Origin of the sequence: Gallibacterium genomosp. 3, assembly GCF_001678475.1 — a bacterium.
In the GTDB taxonomy this organism is placed as follows: Bacteria; Pseudomonadota; Gammaproteobacteria; order Enterobacterales; family Pasteurellaceae; genus Gallibacterium; species Gallibacterium faecale.
Window position 1 is genome coordinate 25,720 of sequence record NZ_JTJR01000046.1, and the last position, 16,226, is coordinate 41,945.

A 16,226-nucleotide genomic window follows, 5' to 3' on the forward strand; every position below is an offset into this window, starting at 1 on the left:
CTAATATTTCTACTTCATTTTTCTAATACACTATTAAAAATCTAATTTAATAAAAGGGAATGTTTCTTTAAATCTTATTAAGACATGAGGATTGTTATTTAATGCTTCTAAAGCATATTGATAAGATATAGGACAGTCAACAATTTTTCCAAAACGTTTTAATGCTATACCATATAATGCGTCATTTTCATTATCATTCAATCCTGCATATGGGACAAAACCAATGATATTAGTTAAATCACATAAATATCCTTTAAAATCGATTAAATCAAATATATATAGAGGCAACTCATCTATAGAATGATTGTTTATTATAAAAATAATCCAATTATTAAATTCTTTTAGAGTTATTGCTTCAGCAATTAGAGTTGATTTAACAAAGCCAATATCACTACTCTCATCTCGAGTCAGCTTTAATTTATTTTGCATCTTTAATTCCCTCCCAACCTATATGACCTGTTTTTTTATGAATATCAGAATCAATTAATTGCATTCTTCCTGTATCTTGGTGATGATGCCATGTAAATACTGGTATTTTTTTCTCGCCATGATAAATTGCATTAAGTTGTTCTGAAGTAAAATTATTTTTATTAATATACCCCTTTTCTATAGCACTAGCTAAATCTTTAGTCGCCATACTCATTTGTTCTGTATAAGATTTATTTCTAAAACTAGAAATATCTAATCGAGTATCATAAGTAGCATATTTATCAAATATTGGGAATCCTTTATTATCAAATGGTACCCCTGTTATTGGGTGACGCTTACCAGCTAAATTAACATTTTTTGCATTACTTGGAGGAACAGTGGTTGATTTAACATTATTTCCATATTTTTGAATAAACCATTGCCTATATTCTTTGGAATCATAAAATCCATTAACAGAATTATTAATATATCTTGTTGCTTCTTGTTGATATTTAATAACATCTTTAGCTAGTCCTAATTTTTCAGCTTCTTTTGCCTTTTGAAAAGCTTGTTTAGCCGCTTTGAGTGGCTTTATTGCAATATCAGAACCAGGAATAATTCCAACAGCAGCTAATAAATAGTCAACTCCATCTTCAGCTTCAATAAATGATTTAGCGTCGCCAATTACAGGCGTTAAATCGGCTAAGAAAGAAGCTATATCCCCTGTTGTTTTTAGGTTTTCTATAAGCTCAGGATGTTCTCTTTCAAACTTATCAATAACCTTTTGATCAATCTCTTTAGTTAATGCTGAAACTTTTGCATTTATCGCCATTCCCTCTAGTTCTTCATTGCTATAATTAAGGTTAAAGTTATTCTCAACCGCCCGTTTACCAATTTCTGCTGAACTAATCGCTGCTGCGGTATTGTCGCTAATTAACCCACCGGCTAAACCACTGGTAAGTTGGCTTAAGGTGGATACTGTTTGTTTTTGAACTTCAGTGAGTTGGTCTGGTGATTTTTGGTAAAGCTGTTTGCTAATTACTTTGGCAGCTAATTCACCACTAACCTTTCTTGCAGAATTATTATTTTAAATTACATCTATTTTAATCATTTTTGTTAAAAATTATACGTATAACATATATTATAATAGCTCCAACTATTGAAATTTTTATAGGAGCAAAAAAATCAATACTACTTATAATATGATTTATATATTTATCAAATAAATAGGCGAATATTTTTGCTGAAATTATACCTATATAAATTGTAATAAATCCATATATGAAAATTTTCATTGTTGATTATCCTCTTTTTTAGAATTAGGCATTTCAATAGAGTTACCTATAATATTAGATATGGTTTGTCTGATAAGAGGATTTGTTCTATTGTTTAATAAAATTTGATCAATTCCGAAACTAATAGTATTCCCGAATGTTGAACTACCTAAAGTTTTCATAAAATCTTCATTTGATAAGTTTTTATCTGATAATGTTATGCCTTGATAAATAGCATTAATAGACAACTGTTGTCCTAATGTCTTTCCTGCCATTACGCCAGCTAAAGCATAATTAAGAGGGAGCTTCGCTAGGCTATCTCTATCATTTAGAGATATATTTCCATTATAAATATCAAACCCCGTTGAAACTGTTCCTGCAATCAGCGTTTCACTCGCTATAGGATGTTTTTCTAGCCATTGTAATGTAGGCGAAATTTTACCCATTGCCTTTTCAGCTTGCAGAGCAGTGATAAAGGCTCTATCACTGATCCCTCTAGCAAGCGTTTCAACAGTAGTAACCCCTTTAATTATTGCATTACCACTATTCCCAAGCACCGCCAATCCCTCTAAAGTGGATTTACCAAATTGATAATCTAATGAACTGTAAATCCTATGTGCAGCTTGGTATTTCTTATCTAATTCAGGGTTTGAATATTCTATTGCAGGTCCTGTCACATCCATTTTTAAAATATTCTTGGCGGTTTCAGGTTGCCAAGCTGCCGCTTCATTCACCCAATACATGAGTTGTTGATATTCTTGAGGGGTTAATGATGTTGGGTCTTGCTGATATTTAGTCAGCAAGGTATCAGAGACTTTATCTTTCATTTTGATGCTCGTAATACGTTCAACATCCTCTGGTGTTAATACTTTTTTCTGAGCAAGTTTTTCTAGAATAGTAATCTCTTTTTCAGAAAGGAAGTTATTCTCAACCGCCCGTTTACCAATTTCTGCTGAACTAATCGCCCCTGCGGTATTGTCGCTAATCAAGCCACCGGCTAAACCACTGGCGAGTTGGCTTAAGGTAGATACCGTTTGTTTTTGAACTTCAGTGAGTTGGTCTGGTGCTTTTTGGTAAAGCTGTTCTGTGATAATTTTTGCTGCTAACTCACCACTGACCGCACCCGCAGCGCCTGCAGCAGCGTTGTTTCCTGTGGCATAGGCTTCGATTGCACCTAATAGAGCATGAGCAATTAAATTTGCTTGGGTATCTACTTCGCCTGTTATTTGATTAGTGGTTGCTTCCTTTATCGCATAATTGGCATACGGCGATAATCCACCGACTACCGCTTGCGAGGCTTCACCTGTTGCTATTCCTTGTAACACACCTGTAACTGCACGCACGGCTAATTGGATTTGACCGCCTTGTCCGTAGGTTTTTATGACTTCATTGGCTGTATCTAATTGTTGTTGTGCTGCTTGGTTATACTTGTCGTTTTTTAATATTGCTTCCGCTTTGGCTTTTTGCCGTTCTGCTTCATCTAATTTTGGTTTTAACACGATGGTGATGCCATTATTGGCTATTTCACCAATCACTTGTGCCATCTCTTGGCGTGTTTTTAGGTCAGCCATCTCGGTTTTATCAATCCGTTCGTTTGCTGTGGTGGTATCGCGAGAAAGGGAAGTCGAGACATCACCTTGTTGCGTGGTAAGCAGAATATTACTTCCTACCGCACTGTGGGTGGTGCTGCTATCTTGTTTATTAATGTTCCCTAAAGCACTTAATCCCGTTGCAAAGCTATTAGCAATATTTTGCGTTGGGTCAGTAGAAAGCCCACCGCCGACGGATTCCACTTTGGCTTCGCTGTAATTTTCAATATTTTCTGAGGTTAAGCTGCCTGTGGTAAAGTGGTTTTTCTCTTGGCTTGCTTGACTGTCAACGATAGCGCCTGTTAAGTGGGTATTGCCTGCCACATTGACGGTTAACCCTGCTTCCCCTGCGTGTAATCCGCTTTGTGTTTCAACATATGCCGCATTGAGTTTACCGCGGTTAAGGCTGCCATTGACAGAAGCATAAGAGCCGCTACCTATCACAGATACACCAGCACTTACCCCACCTTGTATTTGTTTACTGTCATACTGTTGGCTATCTTGGCGGCTTTCTACTACAAGATTATTGCCAACCTCAACATTAACTTTATCACCAGTAACGACTGCACCTTTTAAGGCGGTATCTTCGCCACTGCGTAACTGTACAGCTTGACCTTGAACTGTGGTGTTACGTTGAATCACTGAGTTACTGTTTTCATGCCCTTTGCCTTTTTGGATTGCGCCTTCAACACCAAAACCTGGGCTGCCACCATTGACACCAGCAAATACCCCAGCACTCCAACCGCTGTTACTATTTTGGCTGCGTTGACGTTCAATGTCTTGGACGGAGGTTAATTGAAGGGATTTTGCTGCATCTAGTGACACTTTTTCCGCCGATTGAATGGTTGAGCCGAGAACCGCAATATCGCCATCTGTGGCAGTGAGATTCACTTGACCTGCGTTGAGTGTGCTACCTTGATGGGTAATTTGCGTGGTTTCACTGCTTGAAGCAGACTTACTTGAGCCAACGCCGATAGACACTTTAAAGTCAGCTTTTTTCCCTGCTTGTACTGTTTCAACGGCTTTCTTCGCCTCTTGAGCCGCTATCACACCCTCTTGTGCAGCTTTAATCGCATAAAGCGCTTTTAAGCGGCTGTCTGTAACCTGTTGGCTACGCGCTAGGCTTTCTCTCGCTTTCATTCCCATATCGGTAGCTGGCGTTGATAAGGAAACCGTTAATCCTGATTGTTTAAATTCATGTTGTTCATGGCGTTCAATGATGTCTTTACCCGCATCTACGGTCAGCGATTTTGCAGTAACGTTGATCGCTTTATCTGGTTGAGCTATGACGTCTGTCCCTAAGATAGTCGCCTGTTTGCCTGCGACTAAGGTAACATCTCCGCCTAAGCTGCCTATTGTGGCGCGCACATCGGATTGGGTAATTTCATTATCAGTATAATCATGTTTTTCTGAACGGCTACCAATGGTAAAACCAAACCCACCACTACTCATTACACCTGATTTCTTCTCTGAGTAAAAATCATGTTCTTGTCTGGTGTTTTTAGCCGCAGTGATCTCAATATCTTGAGCTTGTAAGCTCACATTGTTATCAGCAACCATGGTGCTGCCTTTAATGGAGACTTTGCCTTGATTTGCAACAATAGAAACGTTATTTCCTGAGAGTTGTGAACCTTGGGCTAAGTCATATTGATGATCGTGTTTAATTGTCGTTGTTGTACTGCTGAGTATATCTTTGACTTTATATTTAACTGCAGAAGATAATCTTTCTTGTGTCCTACTTTCCTGTAAAGTGATATTACCTCGGGTAGAAGATAGATTAATCTCGCCTTTAGCGTTAATTTCGCTACCTGTCATATTAATCCCATTCACCCCTGCTAAGTAAATATTCCCTTGTACAGACAATTGATTTCCAATGTGTTCTGTTTTGTCTAATGTCCAATAATTATCTATATCTGTGACATAATTTAATTTTTCTTGGCGAGTCAGTGTATCTAATCGTAAGTTACCCGCAGATTGAATTATAGCATTACCACCAATTTGCATTTGTACGCCTTGTAAAATAGCTGACTGACTAGCTGATAATATTGCATCATGTTTAATAGTGAGGTTGGCAATTTGATCTCGTTCTGTATGATAAGCTGTATATGCTTGGCTTGTACTCATTGTACTCGCTATATTGATGTTCTTCGCTTTTGTATATAAAGAATCTGCGTTAATTTGCCCACCTAGATTATTTAAATTTTCTTTTACAGAAAGTGATACATTTTCACCAATCAGTAAGCCTCCTTTTTGGTTAAGTAAGTTTGTACTACTGAGGTTTATTAATTGTCGTCCTGCAATAACACCACTGTTTTCGATTCGATTTATTAACTCTCCTTTAATTTGTTTCGCTGCAATTAAACCTCCAAGACTATCTACATCATAATGGTGAGAAACAAGATATACTTGTGGGACTAATACCGTTACGGTTTTGCCTGATGGTAAGGAAATATCTTGTTTTACTAACCACACCATATCATTAGTTAATAAACTCATTTGTTCAGGCGTTAATGCAATACCAATTTGTAAATTAAACCGTTTTGCATAATGAATACCATTATTCATTAACGCTTTATATTGTTCTAAATCGTTGGTATAGCCAGGTAAATAACGTTGCCCTGTCAGTTGGTTAATTTGTTCATTAATCAGACGTTGTTCATAAAAACCGTCACCAAGTCGTTTTAACATACGTTGTGGATCAGCTCGCAATGCATCAAACATATAATCTGAGCTTAGCCATTTATCTCGCTGAGTAAATTTTGGATCTGTTTCAACTAGAATATGACTATCTGGATTTTGGTTAATCTTATAGAGACTGATGTGTGGCAGGTGAATAATGGGTTGGTGTGTTTTTACCTTTTCTGTCTTTTGGCTCATTTGTATATTGGTCAATTCTAGCGAAGTTAATTGTGCAGTTGTTTGATATTGTGTATCAATTGGTTGACCAATCGTATTTTCAGTTAAACCAAATTTAAAATGTTCTGTTGGTAAATCTTCTGAGAAATATTGTTCATTGTGTGTATAATGTGACCAAACATGATGAAATTTGTGTCTATGTCTTTCTGCAACAAGTGTAGAGGTTTTACCTTGATTATGTCTATCTATCGTTGCATCAAATGATTTATTGATTAATACTGTTTGTAGTCCAATATTCTCATGGTTTATGTTTGAGGAAAAAATTTCATTACCTAGAAATAAATTCTCACCAATAAATAATTTGGAATCTTCATTAATAAGCGCTGTTCCTGATAAATATAAATCTTTTCCAAGCAATATCTTTGCTGGATCATTTGAGATTAATTTAGAGGTTGTTATCGTTTGTGTATAAAAACGTTGATACCATGTATCATTGCCAACTGTAGGCTTATTTGGTACTTTGAAACGAAAATAAGCATTTGCATCATGTCGGCTATTATTATTCCAATCTAAATAGCCTTCCTTATTAGTATAAAAAGTGCTACTACCATTAGGACGATACTCTTCTATATAATCGTGAGTAACATCGTATCCCGTTACAAGATGCAAATCATGATTCCATAACCGTTTAGTATTAATTTTTCCATTCCCCAAGGCTTCAATAGTAGCACTACCATTATCCACAAAATCAGCTTGTCCAATGGCACGTTGGCTTGCATCGATTTGTCCAGCAATCGTTAAATCCCCTAAACTCAAAATTAAGGCATGATCACTATTGGTTAAGGTGCCTACACCGAGATGGAGGTTTTTACGTGCCGCTATGGTTGCAGTATGTACTTCGTTATTGGAATGTTCTGGTTGATTATTTAATACATTGGCTTGAATCGCTAACTCATCGCCATAAATGCGACCTGTACCGAGATTATTTAAGGTATTCACATAAATTACATTTTGTGTACCATCAATTAATCCCCGGTTGATCAATAAATTTGCAGTCAGTTGGGTATTTGGCGAGGTGAACTCACTATTTATTAGATTCTCAATCTGTTTTGCTGTTATTTGTAAGCCTTTTCCCGTGATTAATTGAGAATGATTAATCAAATTTTCTTTCGTTTTTATGACTAAATTACCAGCCACAATAAAGGGGTGTGTGAGGATCAAGTCTTTTTGCAACTCAATCAAGGCATCATGATGACTTTTAATATTGCCTTCGTTATCAAACTGCTGTAGAACTAACTTTAAATTTTGTCCACTTTCAATAAGACCTTGTTGATTATGTAATGTGAGAGAATCGCCTTGTAGATTCACGTTGCCTAAAGAGAGGATTTCACCTTGTTGATTATGGATATCTTGTGCCACACTCGCACTAAGTTGATCGGTGGTATAAATACCACCTCGCTGATTATCCAGTTGCTTACTACTCAAGGTAAGCTGATGACCTAATAAGCCTTGCGTTGGTATCGCTGTCGTTGCTTTGGTGTCTTGATTATTTAGCTGATTTGTGATCAAAGTGAGCGTGGCACCACTTTGAATAACTGAACCTTGAGTAGTGATTGCTTGGTTATTTATTTCACGATTTGCCGTAATTTCAATATCTTGTTGTGCTTGAATAGACCCCCGACGGTTATCTAAAGTATTTCCTGTTAAAGATATTTGTTGTTGGCTAAAAATAATACCTTGTTGGTTATTGATTTGTTGGCTTTGTAGGGTAATATCTTGTTTGGCTCCGAGATAGCCTGTATTGACTAATTGTCCTTCAGTAGTAATTTTTACTTCACCTGCGGCGGCACCAATATGCCCTGCATTGCGAACCCCTAAACCATTTTCTGTCCCAATAAGATGAATTTTATTGGCATACATTCCGCCTAATTCGGCGACATCGACGGCATAGCCTACAGGTTGGCTTGCTTCGCCAGCACGGATAACTTGAATACTATCATTTTTGGCAGAAACTTGATTTTGTCCCGTTGTTACCTTGAGTTCATTTGCCCAAATGCCGGCATTTACCTTAACTTCTTTGGCAATAATATCGGTGTAATCTTGACGGCTACTATCGAATCCCCGACCAGACACGGTAACCGCCCCTTTTTCTACGCGATAGCCTGTGACTTGCCCATTTTCAATTTGTACTTCGCCAGTGGTAAATGTGCTGCGTCCTGCATTAATAATGCCACAGCCTTCGCAATGAATCCCACTTGGGTTGGCGATAATCACGTCTGCTTTACCGCCTGCCACTTCAATATAGCCTTTTAATTGACTTGGTTTGGTGGCATTGACCTCATTTAAAATCACTTTGGCTTCACCACCAACTAAATAAGGGTTCGCCTGTACCCAGCCGCCTTGTTCTGTTTGTGTATTTTTACGGCTGTTATTGAGAATAGCTCCTTTTTGAGCCACATCAAACTGTTGGTATTTATTATGCGATAACCCTTTGTCATTTGGTGTTTGAATATTAACTTGTGGCAAGCCATTTGCAGTTTGTAAAACAATCGGTTGTTGGTTTTTGGGTGCAGTATTATCTGCTCGGATTTGTAATTCGTCTGCGTGTACGGAAGTTAAATAGAAAAAACCTAAAAGGCTATATAACCCGATGGTTAAGGCTTTTAATCGCCAATGAGGGCGTTGGCTAAGAGAAGTAGCATGGCAATGTTGACCTTGATGTTTGGCTTTTCCTTCACGCGATGCAATTTCAGAAACCACGACTAAACGTTGTAATGTTTTACTAAAGATAATGCGATAAAGATGTTTATTCATAATTTATTCCTCAACGCTTTGCTTAGAATTGATAACTTACATTGAAACCTGTGGTGACGTGCGATGTTTTAAAACCCTCAGGTTTGTGTAGTGGTATCCCCACAAAATAGTCATAAGTAATCCCCCATAAATGACCGCGTAATCCCATCGCACCGCCTAGCATATTTTGACCAAGCAGTTCTTTAGTATAGTTACCACTGACATGACCACCATCTAATGCAAGATAAAGTTCATGTCCTTTATTAGCGATATTCCAGCCTAATTCATTGCGCCATACCCAACCTCGTTCTCCAGTCAGAGTAAGTTCACCATCAAATCCACGTACGGTATAGCGACCACCAATACTAAACATATCTTGTAAAATTAATGGTGTTTTATTCCATTGTGCTTGCCATGATGTATTGAACTGGAATGATTGTTGACCAATCATAAACGGCTGTCTAAAGCTGAGAGATGCCGTCATAATGGTTGGACGAGAGCTTCCTTCACCAAATTGTTCCTCTGGTGCTGGCAGAGAATGATACGCACCTGTGCCTTGTTTATAATTAAAGTTGATGTCTAAGGTTGCACTGCCTAAATATTCACGATGAGCTAAGCCAGCAGTCCACCCTGCCATACGGCGGTGTTGAATTTCAATTTCCGCATCATCAATAAAGTTAGCGCTTTCTCGATGCCAGATGCCTACGTTGAGGGTAGTTTTTCGGACATTGTTGCGATATAACACCCGTGAAAGATTGAACGTTGTCGTTTCACTGCGTCCTGCATATTCATAATTGGTAAATGCGCCAAAAACTGTTTGGTGGTAACGATTTTGAGTGGAAGAGAAGCTAAATAACCACTCTTTCCAGGGAATAGCATAATATAAACTGGTGCTACGGCTACCATGATGGCCTGGGGTGTCACTGCCACGCGAGATACTTTGTGTGTAGGAACCATAAAAAATATCATTAAGTGAGAGTAAGTTCTCAATGGATACTGTTACTCCAGCTTGAAGGCGTCCAGTGGCTTTGCTACCACTATCATCTAAAGACAAGGCTAAACGGTAAGGAAAAGCTTGTTTAAAATCAATTTGTAAATCACTTTCTCCTGGTAATGCTTGCGTATCTTCGGCAGGAACAATTTGAATATTAGCTTCCACGTGTGGCGGGCGTTTTAAGTTTTCTAATCCTTGTTCAATATCACGAATATTCAATAAATCGCCTTGCCCTAATGGTAAGGCAAACCAAACCGTTCCTTTGTGGGCTTTTAAGATATCACTATGGTCACGTAACAGAATGTGCCTCACTTTACCAGGCACCAAAGTAAGCACTAAACGACCTTGGCGCAAATCTTGCGGTTGTGCTAAGACACGTGTGGTAACAAAGCCTTTTTCAATAATTGCATTTTGAACTCGTTTAATAATTTCACTAATACCTTGCCCACCTAAACAATGCGGTAAAGTGAAATCTTTTGGCGCATATACAGCCCGTAATGCCCAATCAAAAGGCGTTCTTAACTCCGCCGCAGTGAGCGTATCAATAGAGGATTTCTCTGGTGAAAATTCAGTCAAATAGAGGCGTAAAATAATAAAGCAAGGTGATTCTGTTGGGAAGGCTTGCAAGGATTCACCTGTTGTTGTGACCCGGACTTCACGATGTTCAGTAAATGCTTGTTGGCGAGCTTTTTCCTGAGCTTGTTGATAGTGTTTTTGTTTAGCGTCTAATTGTCGTTGTGCAGGATAATTCTGTGGAAATGCCTGATGAGTTGCAGAGGTGTTTTCTGCGGCTATTGAAAATGTAGTCAGAAAATTCAAACAACAAAAAGTAGCAAAAGAGGACAGTTTTTTAGACATAATTATAACCTTTGTAATCTACCAGACCAACGTTGTTAACAATTCTTTAATAGATTTTCTCTTTATTTTTAGAGGATGTAAAGACTTACTTTAAAATTTTAGTGCGGGTGTTTTAAATTATTTTAAATATAGAATTGCTATTGTATAAAGATTTAGATTTATAGTGAAATCAAGGAGATATTAAATTTAAGTATAACGGAAAGATGTTTTTGGATATTAATAAAAATAAAGTAAGGTAACTTGTATGCTATACATCTCTATTTCATTTCATAGGGTATGACAAAGTAATTTTAGTTGAAATTTATATATGAAGTTACTTAAATTTAATTAATTTAAGGAAAACAGTTACACGATGATAGTATTGGAAGATTTTGAATAATTAAGACAAAGTAGAGAAGTTGAGATGATAAAATGGTGCCCCCAACAGGACTTGAACCTGTGACCAATCGATTATGAGTCGACTGCTCTGACCGACTGAGCTATGGGGGCGCTGAAAAGACTGGACGATTATAGACAAAGATAAAAGTGAAGTCTAGTTTTGTCAGATAAGGGCTGACTATTTGCGTAAAATTCACTCATCAATAAATGGATCAACGGATAGGCTCATCCGTTGATCACTGAGTGAAGATTATTGATTAACGATCTCGAGAAATTGTTGCTCAGTCAATATATTAACGCCTAAGCTTTCAGCTTTTTGTAACTTAGAACCTGCGTTATCTCCAGCAATGACAAAATCAGTCTTACTTGATACGCTGCCAGTTACCTTACAACCTAATTGTAATAGGATTGCTTTAGCTTCATCGCGTGTCATTTCGGTAAGTGTACCAGTGAGAACTACGGTTTTATCTTTTAATAGATTATCTTGGATCTCTTTTGCCGGTTGTACATCTTCCCAAAGAACACCTTGTTGAATTAATTGTTCAACTACGTTACGGTTATGTTCCTCTTGCCAGAACAGTAAAATGCGGTTAGCAACAACTTCACCAATATCCTGAACTTCTAATAGTTGTTCAAGCGTTGCTTGACGGACATTATCTAATGTATGGAAATGGTTGGCGAGATTGCGTGCTGTCGCTTCGCCGACTTCACGAATACCTAAAGCAAAGAGAAATCGGGCGAGTGTAGTGTGCTTGGCTTTTTCAATACTAGCGAGTGCATTTTCCGCGGATTTTTCGCCCATTCTTTCTAAGCCCATTAAAGTTTCTTTGCTTAAACGGAAGAGATCTGCTGGAGTATGTAAATACTCTTTATCAACTAATTGTTCGATTAGTTTATCGCCAACTCCATCAATATCCATAGCTTTACGTGACACGAAATGTTTTAGTCCCTCTTTGCGTTGAGCTTCACAAACTAAACCACCAGTACAACGAGCAACAGCCTCACCGTCAATACGTACGATAGCAGAGTCGCAGACTGGACAACGAGTTGGAAAAATAATTGGTTTAGCGTTAGCAGGACGGCGTTCATGTACAACACCTATAATTTGTGGGATAACATCGCCAGCACGGCGAATAATCACAGTATCACCAATCGCAATATCAAGACGGGTAATTTCATCACCATTATGTAATGTCGCATTACTAACGGTAACGCCAGCAACATAAACTGGTTCAAGTTTGGCTACGGGGGTAATCGCACCTGTACGCCCAACTTGGAATTCAACATCGTTGAGAATGGTGAGTTCTTCTTGAGCAGGGAATTTATAAGCAATAGCCCAACGAGGTGCTTTAGAGATAAAACCTAACTCATTTTGTAAGGTAATATCATTGACCTTAAGTACAGTACCATCAATGTCATAACCAAGCTGGCTTCGCTTCTCAGCAATGGCACGATAGAAGCCTAATACTTCGTCTGTTCCATTACAGAGGCGAATTTCTTTATTAACAGGAATACCAATACTTTTTAGCCATTGTAAGCGGTCATAATGAGTCGTTGGCAATTCAACGCCTTCAGCGATTCCAATACCGTAAGCATTTAACATTAATGGTCGGTGATAAGTTACTTGTGGATCAAGTTGGCGTAATGATCCCGCAGCAGCATTACGTGGATTAGCGAACGTTTTTTCTCCATGCTCTAAAGCATAGTGGTTAAGTTTTTCAAAGCCATCGTGAGGCATAAAAACTTCACCTCTTACTTCTAAACGAGCAGGTGGGTTATCTGTACGGAGCTGTAATGGAATATTACGAATAGTACGAATATTGGCGGTAATATCTTCACCAGTTACACCATCACCACGTGTGGCGGCTTGGGTAAGTTTGCCATTTACATATAAGATACTTACCGCTAAGCCATCTAATTTAGGTTCACAACAGAAGGTGAATGGGGAAGGTAATGCCCCTAAACGATCTTCAATACGTCGGATAAAGGCGAAAAATTCTTGATCTGAAAAAGCGTTATCTAACGATAACATTGGAATTTCATGTCGAATTTGTTGAAAACCATTATCGGGTTTAGCTCCCACTCGTTGAGTAGGCGAGTCGTCAGTAATCAATTCTGGATGTTCGGCTTCCCACCGTTTTAGCTGATTCATCATTCGATCATATTCAGCATCAGGGATCACAGGGTTATCAAGCACATGATATTGATATTCATGATAACGGAGTTCATTACGTAATTGTTCGATTTGTTGTTGCAAGTCTTTCATAATGAAATAAAGAATTTATTTAGAAAAAAGAAAACAGTTAATCAGAAAGACTGATTAACTGAGAATTAATAGTATGGTTAGCAAACGTGATTAAGCGTTTTTTTCTTTATCAGTTGCTTTTTTTTCGGGTTCAGGATCTTGTTTATAAATAGGAACACAACTGCGACAAGCCCCTTGATCGACACCAAGTTCCTGACAAAAATCATCATATTTTTTTAGGAGTTTTCTAAATAAACCGGGTTTGTTTTCTTTAACTTGTGACATAGTGTTCCCCTTAGTGTTAGTCGCGGAAGTTGTTAAATTGGAATGGTTGTCCCAATCCTGCACTTTTTACTAATTGAATAACGCTTTGTAAATCATCTCTTGATTTACCTGTTACTCGTACTTTATCCCCTTGAATTTGTGTTTGAACTTTTAATTTAGAGTCTTTAATCATTTTGCTAATTTTTTTCGCAAGTTCTGTTTCAATTCCTTGTTTAATTTTAATCTCTTTGGCGTAAGTTTTACCGCTGTGTTCGTAATCGGCAGGGATATCAAGTGAAGTTGGTTCGATATTACGCTTTTGCATTGCGTTTCTTAAAATATCAATAAGTTGTTCCAGTTGGAAATCTGATTCAGTTGCGACCTTGATAGTTTCATTTTTTTCATTTAATTCAATAGAAGCCGTTACATTACGGAAGTCCCAACGATTACTTAAATCACGATTAGCATTATCAACCGCATTTTTAACTTCATGCATTGTAATTTCAGAAACAATATCAAATGAAGGCATAGTTTTCCTCGTTATTTTTGTTGTTGAAAATAGAAATCTTGTTGGTTAGCACTCAAAATACAGAGGAGTGCTGTTAAGTCAGCGAAGTTTACCATAGTTTGGGCTTGTTGTTGCACTTTTGGTTTCGCATGATATGCCACACCTAACCCAGCAGCTTGCATCATTAATAAATCATTGGCGCCGTCACCAATTGCAATACACTGTTGAATATCAATGTGATGTTGTTGTGCTAATTGTTGCAATATATTAGCTTTATATTGTGCATCAACAATTTCACCCTCTACTTCACCCGTTAAAAAACCATCTTTAATTTGAAAGCGGTTAGCATAAACAGCAACTAAGCCAAATTTTTGTTGTAAAACTTCAGCAAAGTAAGTAAATCCACCTGAAGCAATCGCCACTTTCCAACCGAGTTTTTGTAGCTCAGCTAAGGTTCGTTCTAACCCTGACATAATAGGAAGATGATTACGGACTTGATCTAAAATGGTTGCAGAAGCCCCTTTTAAAGTGGCTACTCGTCGTCTTAAACTTTGTTTAAAGTCTAATTCCCCACGCATTGCACTTTCTGTAATTGCTGCCACCATTTCACCTGTACCAGCGAGTTTCGCTACTTCATCAATACACTCAATTTTAATTGCAGTAGAGTCCATATCCATAACTAATAGTCCAGCTTGGTCTAAAAGTGGAGTAGCGCTAAGAATAAATAAATCGAAGCTAAGTTGATGGGCAAGAGCAATATATTGTGCTGGATCTGGGTGTTGTAATAAAACACAGTGATATTCAAAAATATCCCATTCTGCTAATCGTTGAATTTGTTCACTTTGTTGTAAAAATTGCGCTAATTTTTCTGGAGTAAAGCTATTGGTATAAAGAAGAAAGCGAGGTAAATCAGGTTGATAGTGGGTTGGTTTTGGTAACACAGGAAATAGTGTTTGCATAGAAAAAACCTTATTTTTAATTTTTAGGGTTAAAGGAAAAAATTTGTTACAATCCGCATTTAAGCATAAATTGACCAGAATAGAAATAATAAAGGTAAGATCTTGTATAGTGTTAGAGAAAAGAGTATTCGAATTGCCTTATTGCTAGGTATCCTGATTATGAGCTGTATCACAATTGGTGTGATTTTATTTGGGATTAATCAATTCAAGTTTGGTTCGCAGCTCGCTAGTATCAACCAAGTGTCAAACCTTTCACATATTTTGGTACGCCAACAAGCAAACTTATTTTCTACCCTGTTAGCTAATAATGCCTCTTCTGAAAAATTAACCGATGTGTTAAATACATTTAGTCGTGAAAAATTTGTGCTTGATGCCACGGTTTATAATGGTAATGGTGAATTATTAGCGCAAAGCCAACACGCTTTAGATTTACGGCAGCAGTTGGGGTTAGACGGGGAAAGTGATGGGTTGAAAACACAGCAAGTTGTGGAGCCTATTTTTAATGCCAATAATATTATTGGCTTTTTGCGTGTGACTTTTGATGGGCAATATGGACAAACAACAGAAAGCAATATTAATCAACAATTCCGTTATTTGTATGCAGAGGTGATTGTAATTTTATTGGTGGGATTAGTTATTGCGAGTAGTGTGCATTATGTTTTTCGGCGTAGAAAAGTCAAAATTGTACCAATTAAGCTCTCGCGGCGACCAATAGAAAATCAGCAACGTAGTAAGCAGTTTCATCAAAGGCGGCGGCGTTTTAGAAGGTAAGTTAGAGATGGTATTTTGTATAACATCATCTGTCTGATGACAAAGTCCAATTTAATATTTTTAGATATTTTTGCCCTAATTAGCATTTAGGTTTCGCCCTAAAGGGTGACCTTCTTTTCTTTGAATTTGCAAAGAAAAGAAGGCAAAAGAAAACAAACCCTCGCACACTTGCTGTTCCTCATTCCAATAAGATTTTCCGGGCGGCAAAAAACAGAGATTTTTCTCACTGTGTTCGAAAAATGATCACTTTTTTTGAATCTTATTTACATTCGGGCAAGTGTGAGAGGGAACCCAATAAACATCTATTAAAATTTGTGATTAATTACAGG

The 16,226-nt window shown here is 37.6% G+C and carries 9 protein-coding genes, 1 tRNA gene and 1 pseudogene; 1 reads left to right on the forward strand and 10 read right to left on the reverse strand.

From position 1 onward, the window contains the following. Nucleotides 1-33: 33 nt before the first annotated feature. The 10 genes and pseudogenes from QV06_RS10365 to serB all read right to left on the reverse strand — a co-directional run bounded on the left by QV06_RS10365 (nucleotide 34) and on the right by serB (nucleotide 15,126). The gene (locus tag QV06_RS10365) at nucleotides 34-429 is read right to left on the reverse strand and encodes a hypothetical protein (RefSeq protein WP_065238072.1); all 396 of its coding nucleotides are present in this window, start codon (nucleotides 427-429) and stop codon (nucleotides 34-36) included. Continuing rightward, complete coding sequence (locus QV06_RS12115) at nucleotides 419-1,240, reverse strand: HNH endonuclease (RefSeq protein ID WP_082985092.1); 822 nt, start codon at nucleotides 1,238-1,240, stop codon at nucleotides 419-421. Before QV06_RS12115 ends, QV06_RS10365 begins: the two co-directional genes overlap by 11 nt. A 93-nt stretch (nucleotides 1,241-1,333) precedes the next feature. Next, nucleotides 1,334-1,447, reverse strand: a pseudogene (locus QV06_RS12025) (VENN motif pre-toxin domain-containing protein); the annotation flags it as partial. A gap of 252 nt (nucleotides 1,448-1,699) precedes the next feature. After that, on the reverse strand, nucleotides 1,700-8,941 hold the full coding sequence (locus QV06_RS10380) for a hemagglutinin repeat-containing protein (RefSeq protein WP_065238074.1): 7,242 nt from the start codon (nucleotides 8,939-8,941) through the stop codon (nucleotides 1,700-1,702). Between the two features lie 22 nt (nucleotides 8,942-8,963). After that, nucleotides 8,964-10,772: a ShlB/FhaC/HecB family hemolysin secretion/activation protein gene (locus QV06_RS10385; RefSeq protein WP_082985093.1), complete on the reverse strand. Its 1,809-nt coding sequence runs from the start codon at nucleotides 10,770-10,772 to the stop codon at nucleotides 8,964-8,966. A 412-nt stretch (nucleotides 10,773-11,184) separates the two neighbouring features. Further along, nucleotides 11,185-11,261 (reverse strand) — tRNA-Ile (locus tag QV06_RS10390). A 139-nt stretch (nucleotides 11,262-11,400) separates the two neighbouring features. After that, nucleotides 11,401-13,416, reverse strand: coding sequence for an NAD-dependent DNA ligase LigA (ligA, locus tag QV06_RS10395; RefSeq protein ID WP_065238075.1), 2,016 nt, complete (start codon nucleotides 13,414-13,416; stop codon nucleotides 11,401-11,403). A 90-nt stretch (nucleotides 13,417-13,506) separates the two neighbouring features. Continuing rightward, nucleotides 13,507-13,680: a DUF5363 family protein gene (locus tag QV06_RS11790; RefSeq protein WP_167348608.1), complete on the reverse strand. Its 174-nt coding sequence runs from the start codon at nucleotides 13,678-13,680 to the stop codon at nucleotides 13,507-13,509. 16 nt (nucleotides 13,681-13,696) lie between these two features. Continuing rightward, nucleotides 13,697-14,188 (reverse strand): YajQ family cyclic di-GMP-binding protein, encoded by a 492-nt coding sequence (locus QV06_RS10400; RefSeq protein WP_065238076.1) that lies wholly within the window; start codon nucleotides 14,186-14,188, stop codon nucleotides 13,697-13,699. An 11-nt stretch (nucleotides 14,189-14,199) separates the two neighbouring features. After that, nucleotides 14,200-15,126, reverse strand: coding sequence for a phosphoserine phosphatase (gene serB / locus QV06_RS10405; protein WP_065238077.1), 927 nt, complete (start codon nucleotides 15,124-15,126; stop codon nucleotides 14,200-14,202). Between the two features lie 102 nt (nucleotides 15,127-15,228). On the opposite strand from serB, the gene QV06_RS10410 reads away from it, so the two are divergent. Continuing rightward, a complete protein-coding gene (locus QV06_RS10410; RefSeq protein WP_065238078.1) occupies nucleotides 15,229-15,897 on the forward strand; it encodes a YtjB family periplasmic protein in 669 nt (222 codons plus the stop codon). The last annotated feature ends 329 nt before the right edge of the window (nucleotides 15,898-16,226 follow it).

Excerpts from the sequence above, each read along its gene's own strand:
- serB (WP_065238077.1), bottom strand. The coding sequence starts at position 15,126 with ATGCAAACACTATTTCCTGTGTTACCAAAACCAACCCACTATCAACCT.
- QV06_RS10380 (WP_065238074.1), bottom strand. The coding sequence starts at position 8,941 with ATGAATAAACATCTTTATCGCATTATCTTTAGTAAAACATTACAACGT.
- QV06_RS10365 (WP_065238072.1), bottom strand. The coding sequence starts at position 429 with ATGCAAAATAAATTAAAGCTGACTCGAGATGAGAGTAGTGATATTGGC.
- QV06_RS12115 (WP_082985092.1), bottom strand. The coding sequence starts at position 1,240 with ATGGCGATAAATGCAAAAGTTTCAGCATTAACTAAAGAGATTGATCAA.
- QV06_RS11790 (WP_167348608.1), bottom strand. The coding sequence starts at position 13,680 with ATGTCACAAGTTAAAGAAAACAAACCCGGTTTATTTAGAAAACTCCTA.
- QV06_RS10400 (WP_065238076.1), bottom strand. The coding sequence starts at position 14,188 with ATGCCTTCATTTGATATTGTTTCTGAAATTACAATGCATGAAGTTAAA.
- QV06_RS10385 (WP_082985093.1), bottom strand. The coding sequence starts at position 10,772 with ATGTCTAAAAAACTGTCCTCTTTTGCTACTTTTTGTTGTTTGAATTTT.
- ligA (WP_065238075.1), bottom strand. The coding sequence starts at position 13,416 with ATGAAAGACTTGCAACAACAAATCGAACAATTACGTAATGAACTCCGT.